This window comes from Paenarthrobacter sp. AB444 (assembly GCF_028736865.1).
GTDB classification, from domain to species: Bacteria; Actinomycetota; Actinomycetes; order Actinomycetales; family Micrococcaceae; genus Arthrobacter; species Arthrobacter nicotinovorans_B.
This window is the reverse complement of sequence record NZ_JAQZBY010000003.1, coordinates 13,353-30,693: the sequence shown is the minus strand read 5'-3', so window position 1 is coordinate 30,693 and position 17,341 is coordinate 13,353. Positions and strand designations below refer to the sequence as shown.

General features: G+C 64.3%; 20 protein-coding genes and 1 pseudogene. 9 read left to right on the top strand and 12 right to left on the bottom strand.

Annotated elements, in window-relative coordinates:
- Nucleotides 1-51: 51 nt before the first annotated feature.
- From PQ627_RS05300 to disA, 5 genes are all read left to right on the top strand, one after another.
- Nucleotides 52-1,179 carry an FUSC family protein gene (locus tag PQ627_RS05300; protein ID WP_144663137.1) on the top strand — a complete coding sequence of 376 codons (1,128 nt, stop codon included), beginning with the start codon at nucleotides 52-54 and terminating at the stop codon, nucleotides 1,177-1,179.
- 113 nt (nucleotides 1,180-1,292) lie between these two features.
- A complete protein-coding gene (locus PQ627_RS05295) occupies nucleotides 1,293-2,018 on the top strand; it encodes a phosphatase PAP2 family protein (RefSeq protein WP_274259063.1) in 726 nt (241 codons plus the stop codon).
- A gap of 10 nt (nucleotides 2,019-2,028) precedes the next feature.
- The gene (gene radA / locus PQ627_RS05290) at nucleotides 2,029-3,402 is read left to right on the top strand and encodes a DNA repair protein RadA (RefSeq protein WP_274259061.1); all 1,374 of its coding nucleotides are present in this window, start codon (nucleotides 2,029-2,031) and stop codon (nucleotides 3,400-3,402) included.
- A gap of 54 nt (nucleotides 3,403-3,456) precedes the next feature.
- Nucleotides 3,457-4,080 (top strand): Pr6Pr family membrane protein, encoded by a 624-nt coding sequence (locus PQ627_RS05285; protein WP_274259060.1) that lies wholly within the window; start codon nucleotides 3,457-3,459, stop codon nucleotides 4,078-4,080.
- 181 nt (nucleotides 4,081-4,261) lie between these two features.
- Nucleotides 4,262-5,338, top strand: coding sequence for a DNA integrity scanning diadenylate cyclase DisA (gene disA, locus PQ627_RS05280; protein WP_144663141.1), 1,077 nt, complete (start codon nucleotides 4,262-4,264; stop codon nucleotides 5,336-5,338).
- A gap of 42 nt (nucleotides 5,339-5,380) precedes the next feature.
- Here disA and PQ627_RS05275 read toward each other — a convergent pair whose 3' ends face one another.
- Complete coding sequence (locus PQ627_RS05275) at nucleotides 5,381-6,082, bottom strand: hypothetical protein (RefSeq protein WP_274259056.1); 702 nt, start codon at nucleotides 6,080-6,082, stop codon at nucleotides 5,381-5,383.
- 125 nt (nucleotides 6,083-6,207) lie between these two features.
- Here PQ627_RS05275 and PQ627_RS05270 point away from each other — a divergent pair, with 125 nt between their 5' ends.
- The 3 genes from PQ627_RS05270 (at nucleotide 6,208) to PQ627_RS05260 (ending at nucleotide 9,192) form a co-directional block, all read left to right on the top strand.
- Entirely contained in the window at nucleotides 6,208-7,158 is a 951-nt protein-coding gene (locus PQ627_RS05270) for an A/G-specific adenine glycosylase (protein WP_274259055.1), read from the top strand.
- A gap of 31 nt (nucleotides 7,159-7,189) precedes the next feature.
- The gene (locus tag PQ627_RS05265; protein ID WP_274259053.1) at nucleotides 7,190-7,672 is read left to right on the top strand and encodes a hypothetical protein; all 483 of its coding nucleotides are present in this window, start codon (nucleotides 7,190-7,192) and stop codon (nucleotides 7,670-7,672) included.
- Between the two features lie 140 nt (nucleotides 7,673-7,812).
- Complete coding sequence (locus PQ627_RS05260; RefSeq protein ID WP_274259051.1) at nucleotides 7,813-9,192, top strand: cation:dicarboxylate symporter family transporter; 1,380 nt, start codon at nucleotides 7,813-7,815, stop codon at nucleotides 9,190-9,192.
- Here PQ627_RS05260 and PQ627_RS05255 read toward each other — a convergent pair.
- Nucleotides 9,152-9,958 carry an AraC family transcriptional regulator gene (locus tag PQ627_RS05255; protein ID WP_274259049.1) on the bottom strand — a complete coding sequence of 269 codons (807 nt, stop codon included), beginning with the start codon at nucleotides 9,956-9,958 and terminating at the stop codon, nucleotides 9,152-9,154. The genes PQ627_RS05260 and PQ627_RS05255 overlap by 41 nt on opposite strands.
- Before the next feature lie 65 nt (nucleotides 9,959-10,023).
- Between PQ627_RS05255 and PQ627_RS05250 the strand changes: the two genes are divergently transcribed.
- Nucleotides 10,024-10,536, top strand: coding sequence for a VOC family protein (locus tag PQ627_RS05250; protein WP_274259047.1), 513 nt, complete (start codon nucleotides 10,024-10,026; stop codon nucleotides 10,534-10,536).
- A gap of 30 nt (nucleotides 10,537-10,566) precedes the next feature.
- On the opposite strand, the gene PQ627_RS05245 is transcribed toward PQ627_RS05250, so the two are convergent.
- From PQ627_RS05245 to PQ627_RS05200, 10 genes and pseudogenes are all read right to left on the bottom strand, one after another.
- Nucleotides 10,567-10,926: a VOC family protein gene (locus PQ627_RS05245; protein ID WP_144663170.1), complete on the bottom strand. Its 360-nt coding sequence runs from the start codon at nucleotides 10,924-10,926 to the stop codon at nucleotides 10,567-10,569.
- 3 nt (nucleotides 10,927-10,929) lie between these two features.
- A complete protein-coding gene (locus PQ627_RS05240) occupies nucleotides 10,930-11,190 on the bottom strand; it encodes a DUF4235 domain-containing protein (RefSeq protein ID WP_144663171.1) in 261 nt (86 codons plus the stop codon).
- 103 nt (nucleotides 11,191-11,293) lie between these two features.
- Nucleotides 11,294-11,470, bottom strand: coding sequence for a CsbD family protein (locus PQ627_RS05235; protein WP_144663172.1), 177 nt, complete (start codon nucleotides 11,468-11,470; stop codon nucleotides 11,294-11,296).
- 89 nt (nucleotides 11,471-11,559) lie between these two features.
- A complete protein-coding gene (gene dhaM, locus PQ627_RS05230; RefSeq protein WP_274259043.1) occupies nucleotides 11,560-12,258 on the bottom strand; it encodes a dihydroxyacetone kinase phosphoryl donor subunit DhaM in 699 nt (232 codons plus the stop codon).
- Nucleotides 12,255-12,912: pseudogene (gene dhaL / locus PQ627_RS05225) on the bottom strand (dihydroxyacetone kinase subunit DhaL). The gene dhaM and the pseudogene dhaL overlap by 4 nt, the downstream one beginning before the upstream one ends.
- Nucleotides 12,913-12,914: 2 nt before the next feature.
- The gene (dhaK, locus tag PQ627_RS05220) at nucleotides 12,915-13,916 is read right to left on the bottom strand and encodes a dihydroxyacetone kinase subunit DhaK (protein ID WP_274259041.1); all 1,002 of its coding nucleotides are present in this window, start codon (nucleotides 13,914-13,916) and stop codon (nucleotides 12,915-12,917) included.
- 154 nt (nucleotides 13,917-14,070) lie between these two features.
- Nucleotides 14,071-14,943, bottom strand: coding sequence for a nucleotidyl transferase AbiEii/AbiGii toxin family protein (locus PQ627_RS05215; protein ID WP_274259039.1), 873 nt, complete (start codon nucleotides 14,941-14,943; stop codon nucleotides 14,071-14,073).
- Nucleotides 14,940-15,542 carry a type IV toxin-antitoxin system AbiEi family antitoxin domain-containing protein gene (locus PQ627_RS05210; protein ID WP_274259037.1) on the bottom strand — a complete coding sequence of 201 codons (603 nt, stop codon included), beginning with the start codon at nucleotides 15,540-15,542 and terminating at the stop codon, nucleotides 14,940-14,942. The genes PQ627_RS05215 and PQ627_RS05210 overlap by 4 nt, the downstream gene beginning before the upstream one ends.
- Nucleotides 15,543-15,615: 73 nt before the next feature.
- A complete protein-coding gene (locus PQ627_RS05205) occupies nucleotides 15,616-15,804 on the bottom strand; it encodes a hypothetical protein (RefSeq protein WP_274259035.1) in 189 nt (62 codons plus the stop codon).
- A 14-nt stretch (nucleotides 15,805-15,818) separates the two neighbouring features.
- The gene (locus PQ627_RS05200; protein WP_274259033.1) at nucleotides 15,819-17,267 is read right to left on the bottom strand and encodes an FAD-binding oxidoreductase; all 1,449 of its coding nucleotides are present in this window, start codon (nucleotides 17,265-17,267) and stop codon (nucleotides 15,819-15,821) included.
- Nucleotides 17,268-17,341 lie beyond the last annotated feature (74 nt).

Genomic DNA, 17,341 nt, shown 5'->3' with positions numbered 1-17,341 from the left:
TACGCTCGTCGTTCCTCGGCGGAAGGTGGCCGGGCAAATAGACTGAAAGGCATGGCTGCCGCTAAGGGACTGAACGCAAGCAAGAAGTTTCTGCGGGCCAGAGTGCGGACCGGACTGGTTCGGAGCCGGAACTCCTTGACTCCGGCCATCCAAATGACCGTGTGCGCCGTGGGCGCCTACGCTTTCGCCGAATACGTCCTGGGCCACCAAGGACCCTTGTTCGCGGCGACGTCTTCCCTGATCGCCTTGGGCTTCTCGCGCGATCCCCGTCTGCGCCGGGTTATAGAGGTGGGCCTCGGCTGCACACTGGGCATCGTGGTTGGCGACCTCCTGCTCCACTGGCTGGGCGCTGGAATCTGGCAGGCCGCCGTCGTCCTACTTTTTTCCATCCTGCTGGCCAGGTTCCTCGACAGCGGGACCATCTTCACGACTCAGCTGGGTCTGCAGTCATTGCTGGTGGTGCTGCTTCCGGCGCCGGCCGGCGGGCCGTTCACGCGTAGCCTGGACGCCGTGGTGGGTGGCATCTGTGCGCTGCTGGTGACCATCCTGGTGCCGAAGGATCCGCGCAGGGAGCCACGAAAGGACGTCCAGAAGATCCTGCACGAACTCGCCGAGGTACTGCGGGAGTGTGCCACGGCGATGATCGAAAGCGACTCGACAGCTGCCTGGCACGCGTTGATCCGCGGCCGCAACTGCCAGCCTTTGGTTGACCGTATGCGGCAGACCCTGCGGGCATCCGGCGAGGTCGCCACGCTGGCCCCCGCGCACCGCAGGCACCGCGAAGAACTCGCCAGCCTGGAGCACTCCCTCGAATACATCGATCTGGCGCTCCGTAACAGCCGTGTGTTCGCCCGCCGCCTCACGAGCGCCATCAACCACGCTGCGTTATCCGATGAGGCAATCGACAGTATCTCGGAGGTGCTGCAGGAGACTGCCGCCGCCATCGATGAGATGACCATTGGCCTCTCCGAGCAAAGCGAAGGCACCCGCCGGGTCCATTTGCGGCGTGCCCGGAACGACCTTTCCGACATCGCGGCCCGGCTGCATCCCAAAATGCTCGATGTCCAAAGGCTTGAGGGTGAAACCGTGGTGATGCTTTTCCGGCCACTCATGGTTGACCTGTTGGAGGCCAGCGGGATGGAGCCGGAGGAGGCCCGGGCGGTGCTTCCGGCGTTGTAGTTTTCGCCCGCCGAGTTGGCATTTAATGACAATCCAACGGCCCGGCATTGTCATTAAATGCCAACTCGCGAGGCTCCCAGACTAGCCTCAGGACCGTTTGGCAGAATGGGCCGATGCTTTCTGCATCTTCACCACGCCTGTCCGTGCGCCCCCGGCCGGCCCCCGCCCTCCGGATGCCGCAGCGGGTCCTGTTCCTCTGGGCGGGTGCGCTCTTCGTGGCCGGGGACGCGGTCTTCTGGTTGATGTTCGCGGCCGTTCTGTCCGCGAGTGGCCTGGCAACCCTGGACGGCGCCGTGCACACGTTCGTCGTCGACTCCCGCAGCCCGGTGGCTACCGGCTTCCTGGCCGGCGTCTCTGCGGTTACGTCGCCGACTGTGATGTCGGTGGCCGGTGGACTGGTGGCCGTGGTGTGGGCCGTGTGGAAGAGGGAACTGTGGCGTCCGGCCATCCTGATGGGTGCCATGGTGCTCTCCGTCGTCCTGGCCACCGTCATCAAACTGGAGGTCTCCAGGTCCCGGCCGCCGTCGTCGGACTTCCTCCTTGGGCCGGACGATGCCCTGTCATTCCCGTCCGGCCATACGCTGGGCGCCGCAGTTTTCGTTTCGGTCCTTGCGTATCTTCTGGTCTCGCGTTCCGGGACCCGTACGACGGCGGTCCTCGCCTACGCCGGAGCTGCTTTGGTCACGCTGCTGGTCGCCTACAGCCGGCTCTACCTTGGCTACCACTGGCTCACTGACGTCGTGGCATCGATGGGCGTGGCGCTGGGTGTGTGTGGCCTGGCGGTATTCATTGACGCGGTGCGGTACGGCCGGGCTAATCCTGTCAGTCCCCCCGACTAATCTGGAACGCATGGCTTCAAAGACTTCCCGCGCATCCAAGACACCCGCCTACAAGTGTTCCGAATGTGGCTGGACTGCCATCAAGTGGGTGGGCCGATGCGGCGAATGCCAGGCGTGGGGAACCGTTGAGGAGTACGGCACCACTGTTGCGCGTACGACGGCGGCCGCCACCGTTCTGGAGCCCGCCCGGCGTATCGCCGAGGTCGATGGGACCACCGCGGCCTTCCTGCCCACGGGGGTGGACGAGCTCGACCGCGTCCTCGGAGGAGGGCTCGTTCCGGGTGCCGTCATCCTGCTTGCGGGGGAACCCGGCGTCGGAAAATCCACGCTGCTGCTCGACGTCGCGGCCAAGTTCGCCCGCACCGGGCAGGACGTCCTGTACATCACCGGAGAAGAGTCCGCGGCGCAGGTGAAGCTGCGCGCCGAACGGATCGACGCCGTCGCCCACACCCTTTACCTGTCGGCGGAAACCGACTTGGGCCAGGCCTTGGGCCAGGTGGAGAAGCTTGAGCCGAAGCTCCTGATCGTGGACTCGGTGCAGACGCTCAGCAGCGCGGATGTCGAGGGCAGTGCCGGCGGTGTTTCGCAGGTGCGCGAGGTAGCTGCCTCCATCATTGCCGCAGCCAAGAGGCGCAACATGACCACACTGTTGGTCGGCCACGTCACCAAAGAAGGCACCATCGCAGGACCGCGCCTGCTGGAGCACCTGGTGGATGTCGTGTGCCAGTTCGAAGGCGAGCGCCATTCGCGGCTCCGTTTGCTGAGGGCGGTCAAGAACCGTTACGGCGCCACGGACGATGTTGGCTGTTTCGACCTCAACGAGGCAGGCATTGAAGGACTCGCTGATCCCAGTGGGTTGTTTGTTTCACGCACCAGGGAGCCGGTTTCGGGAACGTGCATCACGGTAACCATGGAAGGCCGCCGGCCACTGTTGGCTGAGGTTCAGTCGCTTTTGGCGGAGAGCCCCAATTCCCAGCCCCGGCGGGCCACCAGTGGGCTGGAGAGCTCCCGCGTTGCCATGCTTCTGGCGGTCCTGCAGCAACGCGCGGGCTGCATGCTGCACAAGGATGACTCGTACGTGGCGACCGTAGGCGGGGTGAAGCTTACGGAGCCTGCCACGGACCTGGCTGTCGCACTGGCCGTTGCTTCCGCGAAGTCCCGGAAGGCACTCCCCCAGCGCCTGATTGCCTTTGGTGAAGTGGGGCTGGCGGGTGAGGTGCGTCCGGTTCCCGGCATCAATCAGCGCATCCAGGAAGCCCACCGGCTCGGCTTCACCCACGCGATAGTTCCGGCAAGCCCCGCCGGGGCAGGAATCATCCCGGATGGTTTCTCCGTCCGCGAGGTGGGGCATCTGGCGGAGGCGTTGGAGCTCCTCATCACTTAACTCTTTCGGGGTGTCCGTCGGCATCCTGGCTCATGCTTCGGCGAAGATTGGCCCATGACCAAACGGAATGTGCTTATCGGGGGACGCTTTTTCTTTGGGCTTTTGACGTTGGTGGCGGTGGCGACTCAGCTGGCGGTCCACATCGGGCTCGGCTACGACGTCGGAAACTTCTTCAGCTACTTCACCAACCTGTCCAATATCTTTGCCGCCGTCGTGCTGCTCATCAGCGGCTACAGGGTGCTGATCCGCAAACGCCCCAGTGAGGCGGACGATGTCACGCGCGGTACGGCCACCATCGCCATGGCAGTGGTGGGGCTGGTCTTCGGTGCCTTGCTTGCCGGCGAGGACCTGGGATCCATGGTCCCTTGGGTGAACTTCGTGGTGCACTACCTGATGCCCGTGGTGATGGTGGCGGACTGGTTGTTCCAACCCCCGCGGGCCACGCTTGAGCTCCGGCACATTTGGTACTGGCTGATCTATCCCATCGCCTATCTGGTTTACAGCCTGGTCCGGGGCGCCTTCGTGAACTGGTACCCCTATTGGTTCATTGATCCGGCACGCGCCGGGGGCTGGGGCGGAGTGGTGGTCTTCGCCCTGGCAATCTCCGTCGGCTTCCTGGTGGTGAGCCTGGCGATGCTCTGGCTCGGGAACAGGCTCAAGCGGCAGGTTGATTACTAGCCACTTTGAAGCACCCGGCGAACATAACGAATGACCCACTTTGGGGCTTGCTGGTGCGGTTAACGGTGCAATGAAGCCCTATCATTGAGCTTGGCGTCACAAGGCCATTTTTGGATGCGCCCGCAGACGCCGGTTTCAGCATGTTTGCGAGCCATGGCTTGCACCTTCGAAGGGAAAACCTATGGCCCGGAGCCCGGAAGAATCGCTTAAGGCGACTCTTGCCAGAGTCGCACCCGGAACTCCGTTGCGCGATGGCCTGGAACGCATCCTCCGTGGGCGCACCGGCGCACTGATTGTGTTGGGATACGACCGCACCATAGATTCCATCTGCTCGGGCGGCTTCGACATCGGCATCGACTTCTCCCCCACCCGCCTCCGTGAGCTGGCCAAAATGGACGGGGCGATTATTTGCGACAAGGATGCCAGCAACATCATCAAGGCAGCCGTCCAACTGGTGCCGGATTCCAGCATCGAAACCCAGGAATCGGGCACCCGGCACCGCACGGCCGAACGAGTCGCCATCCAGACCGGTGTCCCGGTCATCTCCGTCAGCCAGTCAATGCAGATCATCGCACTGTACGTGAACGGGCTGAGGCACGTGTTGGAGGGCTCGGAGAAGGTCCTCGCCCGCGCCAACCAGGCCTTGGCAACGCTGGAGCGGTACAGCGCCAGGCTGGATCAGGTCACCAGTTCCCTTTCTGCCTTGGAGATCGAGGCTTTGGTGACGGTGCGGGACGTGGCCGTCACGCTGCAACGCCAGGAAATGGTCCGCCGGATCTCCGAGGAAATTGCCCAATACGTTCTTGAACTCGGCGAAGACGGCCGCCTCCTGTCCCTCCAGGTGGAAGAACTCACCGTGGGGCGCGGTCCAGGCAGTGAAGTGATCATCCGCGATTACTCCGACCCCAACGCCACCCCTGAGGACATCGAAGAAGCCGTCCAGGCACTGCTGAACCTGGGCCCCACGGAACTGATCGACCTTAGCCGCATCGCCCACATCATCGGCTTCGCCGGCGGCGTCGAGCAGCTGGACGCAGTAGTCCAGCCGCGCGGTTACCGCCTGTTGTCCGGCCTGAAGTCCGTGCCGAAAGCCGTCGCCGACCGCTTGGTGGACTACTTCGGTGGGCTGCAGAACCTGATGGCGGCCACCATTGACGACCTCATGACTGTGGACGGCATCGGCGATCAGCGTGCCCGCACGGTCCGTGAAGGCCTGAGCCGCATGGCCGAGGCCAGCCTGCTGGACCGGTTCCTCTAAAGCCGGCTTCCGAGATCGGGCGTTTCCACCCCGCTGGGGCGGTCAGTTCAGCTGGAAGACAGCCTTGGGGCTGGCTTTGTTCCCCAGCCGCGCCTCGAACGTGTAGTAGGCGCCGCCCCCGCCGGGTTTGGCGTTGATCACGCCGCAGCCTTCGAGCGACCTGTTGCGTTGCCACGGGAAGTTGGCGGTTTCGCTCTTGCCGGGCTGGATGGTCTTGACCAGGTCCACTCCGCCGGTCTGGCAGTCCTTGGACGAGAAAATGCGGTCCGAGCCACTCATCACCACGTATTCCATCTGGGATGTGCCTACGTTGACCTCGCAAGGGGCCGCATTGCCGTTGGTGATGGTCATGGTCAGCAGCGGCTTTTCGTCGGGACCGTAGACTGGTTTGTCGGTTTTCGCTGCGACGGTCATGAGGTTGAAGTCGCACACCGGAGTGGGCGAGGCCGACGGCGACGCCGCCACGGACGGCGCGCTCCCCTGCGTGGGCGCTGATGTTGGCGCCGTTGTGTTGACAGCCTGGGGCTCAGGAGAACCGGCGAACAGGCCAGTCAGTGCCAGCACACCCACCACGACCAGGGCGATCACCAGCAGCAGCCCTCCGAAAACGACCTGACGACGACGGCGGTACACGGCAGGGCTGGGCCGCCGCCTGTTTGCCGGGGTACTGGAGGAGCCCCGGGCAGCGCTCTTTGCCGGCGCGGCGGAGCGCGCGCTCGAGTGCTGCTTACCGTTGGTGGCCATGCATCTAGGCTAGGCTCGTGGCCGACGGAGCACCTAACCTCCACGCCGCGAGGCAGCAATCCGGGCCTGTGTGACGTCGGCCATGAGCCGGCCTGTACCTTGGTTCCACTACAGTTGATGGCAGTATGACACTCCCCGATTCCGATGAGCTTGCCCGGCTGCACGACGCCCTGGACCGCTGGTTCGCCGGGGCTGCCAGGGACCTGCCCTGGCGCCGGCCGGACTGCACCGCGTGGGGCATCCTGGTCAGCGAAATCATGCTCCAACAGACCCCCGTGGTGAGGGTACTCCCGGTGTGGCTCGACTGGATGGAACGGTGGCCGACGCCCGCCCACCTGGCCGCGGAACCGTCCGGCGCGGCCGTACGTCACTGGGGACGGTTGGGGTATCCGCGCCGCGCCCTCCGGCTGCACGCGGCCGCCGCCGCCATTTGCGAAGAGCACGACGGCAAGGTTCCCGACACCTTTCCCGAACTTCTTGGATTGCCGGGTGTCGGCAGCTACACCGCGGCCGCCGTCGCGGCTTTTGCCTACGGCCGCCGGGAAACAGTGGTGGACACCAACATCCGGCGCGTCCATGCACGGCTTGTCTCCGGGAATGCCTTGCCGGCTCCGGCGCTCACTGCTGCCGAAATGCGGCTTGCGGACGCCCTGCTGCCGAAGGACCACGCCCTTTCCGTGCGATGGAACGCCTCGGTCATGGAATTGGGAGCCATGGTCTGCACGGCCCGCAGTCCCAAGTGCGCGGAGTGTCCTGTCCGCGACAGCTGCGCCTGGCTCGCGGCCGGTGAGCCGCCGCCGTCGTACACCCCCAAGGGCCAGTCCTGGCACGGCACCGATCGCCAGGTCCGCGGTGCCGTGATGGCTGTCCTGCGCGAGGCCGCACACCCCGTCCCGCGCGACATGTTCGAGCGCGCGCCCGCCGACCTCGGCTTCGAGGCGTCGGGTATCGGCATTCCCTTGGCCGCCCTGCACCGGCTCAACTCCGCACCGGAGCAGCTCGAGCGGGCCTTGGACGGCCTGCTCGCCGACGGACTGGCCGAAATGCACGACGACGGGTTGCGGCTTCCGGCGTAGCGGCGAAGGGGTTGCCGTCCTACCCTGAGTCATGGGGAGAATCGGGCTGGCTTTGACCCTTGCCGGGACGGCGCTGCTATCCGCTTGCGCAGACGCGCCGGTTGCTTGCCCCGCGATCGGGCATATAGCGGCCGTCTCGTTGACAGTCACCGCCGACTACGCAGACCAAGTGGGCTCGCTGCGGTTGAAGGCCTGCCAGGACGGAGCCTGCACCGAGAAGGACCTCATGCTGAACCCGGGTGCCGTGACCTCGGACAAGACGTGCACACCGGATGGCGTGTGCTCGGCAACCTCGTCTCCGGACGGGACGCTGCACGGCTTCGTGGAATTGCCCACCCTCTCGGAGTCTCCGATGGAAGTGACGGTCACCGGCACGTCCAAGGCCGGTGTGGCACTGCCCGTGCGGACGGTGAGCTTTACACCCCGAGGCGCTTACCCGTACGGCGAACAGTGCGGCAGGTTCATTTCCGCCGGTGTGGTGCTGGCTGCGGATGGCTTACGGCCAAGCCCTTAGATTTCGCATTATGGAAACTTGATTCCGATATTAAACACAGCAAGCCCTTGGAATTAGCATCCCGGAAACAACCCTTCCATAGCGTCTTAGGTGATCCCGGACCGTGACCCTGCACGGCCATCGCACAGATAGGCGCCACTTTGAAGATCCCTGCACCCGCCTCCGCCGTGAGCCAGGCGGCCAAGAAGCCCTTGTACAAATCCCTGTTCTTCCAGATCCTGGTGGCCGTGGTGCTGGGGATCAGCATCGGCTACCTATGGCCTGACCTTGGTTCCGCGCTTCGCCCCTTGGGCGACGGCTTCATCCAGCTCATCAAGATGATCATCGCCCCACTGATCTTCCTGGTCATCGTCACAGGGATCTCCGCAGTGGGAGACGTCAAAGCTGTGGGCCGGGTGGGCGTGAAAGCCTTGATCTACTTCACCGCCGCCACGCTCTTCGCCCTGGCTTTCGGACTGGTAGTGGCCAACATCGTGCAGCCGGGCGCTGGGCTGAACATCGATCCCGCCACGTTGTCCGCGGATGCAGTGAATGCCAAGACCACCACCGCCCCACCCAAGGATGCGGGACAGTTCCTGCTGGGCATCATCCCTGCCAGCGTGGTGGGCGCGTTCGCTTCCAACTCCTTGCTTCAGGTCCTGTGTTTCGCGGTCTTCTTCGGGGCTGCAATCGTGGTGGTGGGCCGGGAAAAGTGCAAGCCGGTCATCGACGTCATGGAGACCACCCTCGAGCTCTTCTTCAAGATCATGGCCTGGGTGATGCGGGTTGCCCCGGTGGGTGCCTTCGGCGCCATGGCCTTCATCATCGGCCAGTACGGTCTCAGCTCGCTCAGCACCTACGCACTCCTGATCGCCGCATGCTACGGCTCCGCCCTGGTCTTCATCGGACTGCTGTTCGTCGTCGCCTGGGTCTACCCGCGCGTCCCGCTGTGGCAGTTCATCAAGTACTCACGCGAAGAGTTCCTGTTGGCCCTGGGCACGGCCTCCACCGAATCCGTACTGCCACGGATCATGACCAAACTGACCAACGCCGGCTGCTCCAGGGCGACCACAGGCCTGGTGGTTCCCACCGGATACTCCTTCAACCTCGACGGCGCGGCGCTCTACCTCTCCATCTCCCTGCTTTTCCTCGCCCAGGCCTTCGGCCACAACCTGGACCTCGGGCAGCAATTGGCCGCACTCGGAGTGCTGATGCTGACGTCCAAAGGCATGGCCGGCGTGCCAGGCTCCGCCTTCCTCGCCCTGTCCGCCACGGCAGGAGCGCTGGGCATCTTCCCTGTCGCCGGGGTTGCACTGCTCCTCGGAGCGGACCGGCTCATGGACTCCATGCGCGTCGTGGTCAACCTGCTCGGCAACTGTGTAGCCACGTTTGTGGTGGCGAAATGGGAAGGCCAGTTCGACCGGGAGGCGATGCTTGCAGCCTTCCGCGGCGACAGCACCACACCGGACCCCGCCGCAGCCGAACCGCAGGCCCCGGCGCTCAAGGCTCCCCAGCTGACCTCCGATACGTACTCGGCGTAAAGCCCAGGTACTTCCGGAAGTCGTTCGTCAGGTGCGCATGGTCCGCGTAGCCAAGTTCGACGGCGATCGCCGCAAGGTCCGCTGTTGGATCGGACCGTGCGCGCTCGGCGGCGTCCTGCAATCGTCGACGCCTAATGAGTGCCGACGGACTGAGCCCCACGTACTTCTTCGCAACCCGTTGCAAGGTCCTGGGCGATACCGCCAAGCGCCGTGCGGCATCCTCGATCAGGAGTACCTCGCGGTCCGAGGCGATCACCTCCACCAAGCGGTTGGCGAGCAGCGCCTCCTCTGTGGGAACAACATCCCTGGAAGCCAGCCACGCAGCAAAGGCGGCCACTGCACGCTCCCGGCGGGCGCCGTCGTCGGGCGTTGCCGCGGGGGAAAGCGGGTCCATGGCGGCCGAAACCGCGGCGTGAAGGCCATCCAGCCGTAAGGCGACTTCCTGGTCGCGCAAGGCCTCGGGGTTATCCGTGAACAGGGGCACCGCGGCGGGCCGGAGCAAGGCGCCCACGGCCCAACCTTTGCCGCTGAGGTCGCGGAAACCGGCACGGGTGGTTGGGCCGGAAAATCCGACTCCCCCGCCTTGGACCACGAGGTTGGAGGCGGGGTAGGCGATCACGTGTTGCCGGGATGAACGGCCAGGCTCGATGTCCCATTCGGGAATCCAGAACCATTCCACGAGCTCCGCGACCGCGTCCGGGGCGGGCAGCCGATGGAAAGTGGGCAGCCGCGCCGGATACAGGATGCCCTTGAAGGAGCTCTCCAACGGACCTCCAAACCTGTCGCGAATCTGCAAGCGCCCCTGCGCGGCCGGAGCGTAGCGTCGTAGCCATGACCGATACTACAAGCACAGAATCAACCACGGCAGCCGATGGGCAGTACACCACCCGCGGCGTCCCCAACGGGCTGACCAGCCTCACGCCCTTCCTCGCCGTACCCAACGCCCGGGAAGCCATAGCGTTCTACCGCGACGTCTTCGGAGCCCGCGTTGTGGGCCAGACCGACATGGGCGGAGTGGTGGTGCACGCGGAGCTGGACTTCGGAAACGGCCACCTCCAGCTCGGCGAACCGAACCCGGAGTATCACCTGGTACCGGCACCGGACGGTGAGGACGACTGCTACTCCATGGGCCTGTACTGCGCGGACGCGGATGGTTTGGTCCGAAAGGCGGAGCAAGCCGGCGCCACTGTCCGCGAGCCGCTGACCACCTTTGTTTCAGGTGACCGCTACGCCAGCATCCGCGATCCCTTCGGCGTTCGCTGGTCCATCATGACCCGGATTGAAGACCTTTCGGAGGAAGAAAGCAACCGCCGGGTGGAAGAGTGGGCAGCCCAGCAGGGCTGACCGGCCCAGCGGGCCGGCCGACCCAAGCGGCTAGCTGAGGCAGAGGCAGAAGGGGTGGCCGGCCGGGTCAAGGAAAACCCGGAATGTTTCGCCCGGCTGGTGGTCGGCCTTGGTCGCGCCAAGGGCCAGCACAGCCTCCTCGCCCTTGTCCAGGTCCTCCACCACCATGTCCAGGTGCATTTGCTGCGGGATGGTCTGCCCGGGCCATACAGGAGCCTGGTACACCTCCACCTGCTGGAAGGAGATGCAGTTGCTGCCGTCACTGGGACGGATCTCGTACCAGTCTTCCTTGCCTTTGACTTCCCAGCCGAAAAGTTCGCCGTAGAAGGCGGCCAATGCGGCCGCGTCGGGGCAATCAAGAACTACGTTGGGGAATTTAGCTATAGCCATGGTTCAGACCTCGTCAGCCGTCTTTTGCATGCGGGCCAGGGCACTCTTGGTGCCCCGCTGGGTGAGTACGTGAACCACTGCGCCAACAGCGGCGGACACAACGGCGAACACCAGGACACCTGGCAAGGAGTCGTCGAGGTCCGTGCCGTCCTTGGGCGCGGGCTTGCCGGTCTTCTTTTCCCAGAGCCCCTCCAACGTCTTGTTGGCGAGCGCACCGGCGCCGAGGCTCACGGCGAGTCCAAACAGCTTTACCACTATGTTCACGACGATCCTCCATCAATCAGCGCACCGCGGGAGCAGTGCTTCGCACAAGAAGTTCACACAACGCGACAGGGCCGCTGCAAGTGCAGCGGCCCTGTCCACATTCCTAGTCCTTCTTGAAGGCGTCCTTCACCTTTTCGCCGGCGTTCTTCAGGTCAGCCTTGACCTGGTCGCCTTTGCCTTCAGCTTCGAGGCCCTTGTCGTCCGTCAGCTTTCCGGCAGCTTCCTTGGCCTTGCCGCCAAGCTTCTCGCCAGTGTTCTCCAACTTGTCGTCAGCACCCATGTCGCACCTCTTTCGTCGTAGGAACCTTGTACCTCTACCACATCACTAATCAGTGTACTTAGCAATATTTCGGCCAAAATCGGTTCATCCTAGAGCTCCCCGAAGCCCTCCTTGACCAACCGCCCCACATACTCCACGGCCTTGGATGCGTCCTTGCCCCGCGCCTCGACGTGGAGGCTGGAGCCTTGCCCGGCGGCCAGCGCCATGAGCGCCATGATGGACATGCCGTCGACGCCGTTCACCGTTACCTCAGCGTCCAGCCCCGACAGGCCGCCGGCGATCTTCGCGGCCGGCCGCGCGTGCATGCCCATGGGGTTGATGAGTTCGAAGTCGCCGCTCGCGTCCGGGTCATCCTGACCGTACGGGTCCGGCAAGTCAGTGCGCTTGGCCGCTTCGGGACTGCTGACGCTGCCAGCCGCCTCGGCAGCCTTGCGTACATCCTCGACGCCGGCACCACCCTGCGCGGCGACCGCAGCCGCCACGAGCCCCTCCACCAAGGGCGCGTCGGCCAGCCGCACGGCGTCGGGATTGCTGGCGAACTCCATCGCGGATTCAGCAGTCATTACCGCCGAGCCCAGGTCCGTCAGCACCACCACGCCGTCGCCACCGGAGTCGACCAGTGACTGTTCGACGCCGGCCAGCACCTTCTCCAGGCTGGTCCCGATCCGGTCGTCGTCAGTGCCCCCGGCGGCGACGAGTCCGACGTCGGGCGCCATCTGGGCGGCGAGTTCAACGGCTCCTTCAGCGATCTTGCTGCTGTGCGACACCACCACAATCCCAACCGTCATCCGGCCGCTCCCGTAACGCCGGATCCGGCCGCTGCTTCGGCCGCAGCGCGCAGCAGCAGCGCGGTTGATGCCGCCCCCGGGTCGCGGTGGCCGGCACTGCGGTCGCCGAGGTAGCTGGCCCGTCCCTTACGAGCCACCAGGGGATCCGTCGCCTCGGCACCCTCCTCCGCGGCTTTCGCGGCCGCTTCCAGCACGGCCGAGGGTTCTCCGCCGTCGGATGCCGCCTTCATTGAAGCCTCCACCGCTGGTGTCCAGGCGTCGATCATTGTCTTGTCGCCAGGCTCGGCCTTGCCACGCGCTACAACCCCGTCCCGCGCCGCGGCGAGGGCTGCCGCGAGCGCCTCGGAGTCGACGTCGACCGCCTCCCCCCAACGAGGTGGCCGCCCGCAGGTAAGCCGTTCCGTAAAGCGGCCCGGCAGCTCCACCCACTTTTGACATGAGCGCCATGGCCGCGGCCTTCAACGCGGCACCCGGGGTTTCCGGCGGGCTTTCATCGAGCTTCTGCAGCACGGCCTGGAAACCCCGGTCCATGTTCTCGCCGTGATCGGAATCCCCGATGGCGCGGTCCAGCTCAATCAGCTCGACCCTGTGCTCAGCCATTGCCTTGGCGGACAACCTCAGCCACTCCTGCGCCCACGTGACGTCCAGGCCCATGCTCAGGCTCCCCACCGCAGCGCGGCAGTGTGGACGGGCGCGTCCCAGAGCCCCGTCATCTCGTCATCCAAGCGGAGTACCGACACGGAGCAGCCCTGCATCTCCAGCGACGTCACGTAGTTGCCCACCAACGAGCGCTCCACTGTGAGCCCACGTTCGGCCAGGACCTGCGCCGCCCGCCGGTACACGATGTACAGCTCGCTTTGCGGGGTCCCGCCCATGCCGTTGACCAACAGCAACACCTTGTCGCCGGAGCTCAGGCCAAGGTCCTCCAGCACGGGCTCCAGCAGCCGGTCGGTGATGGCATCGGCGTTTTCCAGGGCGATCCTGTGGCGGCCCGGCTCTCCGTGGATACCGATGCCGATTTCGATTTCGTCGTCGGCGAGTTCGAAACTCGGCGTTCCCGCGTGCGGCACCGTGCATCCGGACAGGGCCACGCCCATTGTCCGCACGTTGGCCACCACCCTTTCGGCGATGGCCGTGACGGCGTCCAGATCGTCTCCGCGTTCCGCTGCAGCACCGGCGATCTTCTCCACCAGCACAGTTCCGCCGACGCCGCGGCGTCCGGCCGTGTACAGCGAGTCCTCCACGGCGACGTCGTCGTTGACCAGGACGGAACGCACGCGGACGCCTTCGGCCTGCGCCATCTCGGCCGCGGTTTCAAAGTTCAGGACATCGCCGGTGTAGTTCTTCACGATATGGACGACGCCGGCACCTGAGTCGACGGCGACGGTGGCTGGAATAATCTGGTCAGGAGTTGGCGAGGTGAAGACTGCGCCGGGGACAGCGGCGTCGAGCATGCCGAGCCCGACGAAACCGGCGTGCAGGGGCTCGTGGCCGCTTCCTCCGCCGGAAACGAGGGCGACCTTGCCCTGTACCGGTGCACCTTTCCGGACGACGAACTTCGGCTCGGGGTGGACGTCCACGATGTCGGCATGCGCCATGCCGAACCCTTCAACGGACTCGTCCACCACGGCCCGTGGATCATTAATGAGCTTTTTCATTGGATGCTCCTGGCGTGGTGTGGCTGGTGCTCTGACCCTACTACCGGGGCCGCAGCCCCGGTAGGCCTTCCGGGCTACTCCTCGCCGGCCGGTTGCGCTCAGCAAACTGGGTCACGATGCCGGGGACGAAGCTTCCCTGCCGTCGTCGCCTGAGCTATGCCCAAGATCTCTGATCAGGGCTCCACACGTGGTGCTCTTCCGCGGTTCCATCGAAAATTGGATCCATGAAAGCCAGGACGCGTTCGACCTGATCATCGAGGTCTTTCGCGCATAGGTCTTCCGCCCTGTTTTTTGCGCGCCAGGCAGCCCACTTGGCTTGCCCAATCTGCCCGTAGCCGTTGAGGAGAGCGCGGAGAGGTCCCAGCTCTACACTTCGGTGCTGAGCAACTTGCCGCGCTGCCTCCCTCAGGTGTGCTGCCGCAAAAGGGTATCTGTCTGACAGGGCCGCAACATCCAGAAAGTCGCGCCATCTGGTGCTGGTTGTGCCTCTTTGCAGCATGGTGACCGTTTTCTCAGCAATTACCGTTACAAGAGGATGGCCTTGCATCTTCACTGAACCGCCCAGTAGTAACGGAAGTTCGATTTGCTCGGGAGCGGGCCAGATTGGGTCCCCAGTGCTGATGTCCAGCTTGATTGTGGGTTTTGCCCTATGCAGCGCCGCCGGCAGTGTAACTCTAAGGCCCGTGTACTCGTCCTCATCACGGATCTGCTCGATGTCCAGAGATCCGGCGTGAAACGAAAGACCGTCCTCAGTGTCCACAGCCGCGACCGCTGCCACTACCTTGGTGACGTGGGCGACGTCCAGCTCAAAGTCGAGCGCCTGTATATCGATGTCACGGGTGGGCCGACGAAGTGAATGGGCAGACAGGAGGACTCCGCCTTTGAGGCAGAAATCCCTGGCATAGGGTGTGCCCCCGAGGCGGTACAGGAATCGCTCAAGCGCGTAAAAGACCAGAATTTCATCAAAGGGGCGAGCCCGGTCGCGCGCGAGGGCCTGCAGTTGATTGTAAATCTTGGAGGCGGTCATAGAAGGACCTCCAACGCGCGGCGAAGCGGTCCGCTGGATCGGGGAACAACAGATGCCACTTGCATCAGTCGCGCCGGATGGGAGTCTGGACGCTTCAGCCAGTTGCGAAGAGCTTCAACACCGGTTTCGTAGCCAGCGGTAGCACGGAGGCGAAACGCATCGACTATTGAACGCTCAGGGGAGTAAATTCCGATACTTGCGCTGTCCGCACCGTCGATAGGCACGGCTGTTCGCCCTACCTCGAACGTCGCCAGGTCGAAGATATGCCAATTTACCGGCGCCAACACCTGGGGTGGAGTTTTTCCTCGAGGGATCGCCAAATCGATGGATGACGGAATCTCGTCGATCAGCCCATGGCGTGCCAGCGCACTGTTCAGGCACAGAGTAGCCAAGGGCGCCTTATGCGCAGCCTCAACCAAGTCGAGGTCCGCATCCAGACCTTCCGCCGTCACGTAGAGACCTGGCCCGATCTGATCAATTAGTCCCGAATCGCGCAGCCGGTAGAGGCTTGCTTTGGGCACGCCGTAATGACTCGCCTCCTTAACGCTAAAGGCGGCCCCGTGTGGAAGCCGATCCAGGAGCTGGCTTCGTCCTTTCATGGATACATTCTACGACAGATAATCAGATCTGTCGTGGAATGTATCCGCAACCTAAGTGCAGCGCGCTTCCGGGCTACTCCTCGCCGGCCGGTTGCGTCACCTCGCCGCCCTCCTGCAGCACCGGGAACTCCGGCCAGAAAGCCGAGTAGAGATCCGGGTCGCTGTGCCGGTCGCCCGACCAGGAAGCATCATTCGGCCACGGCCCGTAGGGAAGATCGATCTGGAATGCGGAGAAATCCGGAAATGTGACCCTGTGGTCCATCGCCCGCATCCCCTTCAGCTGTTCAGCACGGCGTCGCCGCCGGCAGTTGCAACGTCTTCCAGCAGGACGGTCTGATCAATGACCGGCAGCCCTACAACGTGCCCAAAACTGAACATATTCTGCGGATCCAACTCGGCCTTCGCCCTGCGCAGACGCTCACGGACACTTGGCCCCCAGGGCCGTTCCCTGTCCTCGGCGTCCACAAAGTGCCCATGCAGATTGACGAAAGTCCCGCCGCTGGAGGCCGGACGCAGGTCCTCGCGGACGGCGTCGAACACTCCTGGAAGCAGCTCCGCCACGGGCGGGACGACCATGCCGGCCATGAAGAAGCTGAACGCTGCATCGCGCGCTCCCACCATGTCTTCACCGTCAGCGCAGACGGCCAGGGCTCCACCAAGGAGACGGATTTCCGCCATGAGCACGGGGCTTGGGACGCCGGGGCCGAAATGCCGAAGAATGGCGTCCCTGGCATCCTGGTCCAAGCGATCCAACAGGAATCCCCGCTCCCGCACAGGCACGGGCTGCTCAGGGTCCTGATGGACCATGTCCATTTGGGTTGAATCCAAGGGGCCGGTCCCGTCCATCATGAAGGGAGCGCTCCGGCGCATGGGTTCCAGCAGCCGCGTGGCCACCTCGGCATCGCCCTGGTAGGCATACCGAAGGTGCACTACGAACTTTCCGCGCAACGGTTCGGGGACGATGTCCATGTCCGGCAGGCGAAGGAAAGCCAACGACGCCGATGCCTCCTTGGGCAGCCCGGGCACCCATTCGCTGAACTGCTCGAGAACGGCCGGGGCGTGCTCGCCGTCGTAGTACAGGCCGCCGGCGAACAGGTCCGAGCTGGGGAAGAGGTGGAACTCCATGGCCGTGACAATGCCGAGGTTCCCTTTTCCGCCCCTCAAGAGGTAGAACAGCTCGGAGTTCTCGTCTTTGCTTACCCGACGCTGGGTGCCATCGGCGGTGACAAGTTCAAAGGCAATCACGTGGTCCGAAGCGAAGCCGTACTTGCGGCCAAGGATGGGCAAACCGCCGCCCAGCGTGTAGCCCACCACGCCAACGTCGGTGGTTGAACCGCAGAGTCCCATCAAACCGAATGTGGCGGCGTGGTCGACCACTGCCCTCCAACGGACGCCCGCTCCGACACGGGCAGTCTTCTCGAGGGGATCTATGCTGAGCTCCAGCATGCGGCGCGTACTGATGAGCAGGCCACCTTCAATTGCATTGGTGGCACCGTGGCCCGTGGATTGCACGGAAACCGGCATTCGACGTTCTGCAGCCCAACGGACCGCCGCCGCGACGTCTTCTGCATCGAGGGCGCCGAAAGCAAGGTCCGGGTGGTGCTGGGTGGATAGGTTGAAGGCCGCTACTTCTGCGGCGAATCCGGGATCGGCAGGCGTGAACACTGGACCGCGGACGCTGAGTTGGAGTTCTGAAACATCTGAAATGGACGCGTGGGACTGCATGATCTTCTCTCACATTGACCGAGTAGTGGAAGCTTCCCCAGCAAGCCGTGATCAGTTTATCCATCAACTGGATA

Coding starts and splice junctions, on each gene's coding strand:
- PQ627_RS05300 (WP_144663137.1), top strand. CDS start 52: ATGGCTGCCGCTAAGGGACTGAACGCAAGCAAGAAGTTTCTGCGGGCC.
- PQ627_RS05295 (WP_274259063.1), top strand. CDS start 1,293: ATGCTTTCTGCATCTTCACCACGCCTGTCCGTGCGCCCCCGGCCGGCC.
- radA (WP_274259061.1), top strand. CDS start 2,029: ATGGCTTCAAAGACTTCCCGCGCATCCAAGACACCCGCCTACAAGTGT.
- PQ627_RS05285 (WP_274259060.1), top strand. CDS start 3,457: ATGACCAAACGGAATGTGCTTATCGGGGGACGCTTTTTCTTTGGGCTT.
- disA (WP_144663141.1), top strand. CDS start 4,262: ATGGCCCGGAGCCCGGAAGAATCGCTTAAGGCGACTCTTGCCAGAGTC.
- PQ627_RS05275 (WP_274259056.1), bottom strand. CDS start 6,082: ATGGCCACCAACGGTAAGCAGCACTCGAGCGCGCGCTCCGCCGCGCCG.
- PQ627_RS05270 (WP_274259055.1), top strand. CDS start 6,208: ATGACACTCCCCGATTCCGATGAGCTTGCCCGGCTGCACGACGCCCTG.
- PQ627_RS05265 (WP_274259053.1), top strand. CDS start 7,190: ATGGGGAGAATCGGGCTGGCTTTGACCCTTGCCGGGACGGCGCTGCTA.
- PQ627_RS05250 (WP_274259047.1), top strand. CDS start 10,024: ATGACCGATACTACAAGCACAGAATCAACCACGGCAGCCGATGGGCAG.
- PQ627_RS05245 (WP_144663170.1), bottom strand. CDS start 10,926: ATGGCTATAGCTAAATTCCCCAACGTAGTTCTTGATTGCCCCGACGCG.
- PQ627_RS05235 (WP_144663172.1), bottom strand. CDS start 11,470: ATGGGTGCTGACGACAAGTTGGAGAACACTGGCGAGAAGCTTGGCGGC.
- dhaM (WP_274259043.1), bottom strand. CDS start 12,258: ATGACGGTTGGGATTGTGGTGGTGTCGCACAGCAGCAAGATCGCTGAA.
- dhaK (WP_274259041.1), bottom strand. CDS start 13,916: ATGAAAAAGCTCATTAATGATCCACGGGCCGTGGTGGACGAGTCCGTT.
- PQ627_RS05215 (WP_274259039.1), bottom strand. CDS start 14,943: ATGACCGCCTCCAAGATTTACAATCAACTGCAGGCCCTCGCGCGCGAC.
- PQ627_RS05210 (WP_274259037.1), bottom strand. CDS start 15,542: ATGAAAGGACGAAGCCAGCTCCTGGATCGGCTTCCACACGGGGCCGCC.
- PQ627_RS05205 (WP_274259035.1), bottom strand. CDS start 15,804: ATGGACCACAGGGTCACATTTCCGGATTTCTCCGCATTCCAGATCGAT.
- PQ627_RS05200 (WP_274259033.1), bottom strand. CDS start 17,267: ATGCAGTCCCACGCGTCCATTTCAGATGTTTCAGAACTCCAACTCAGC.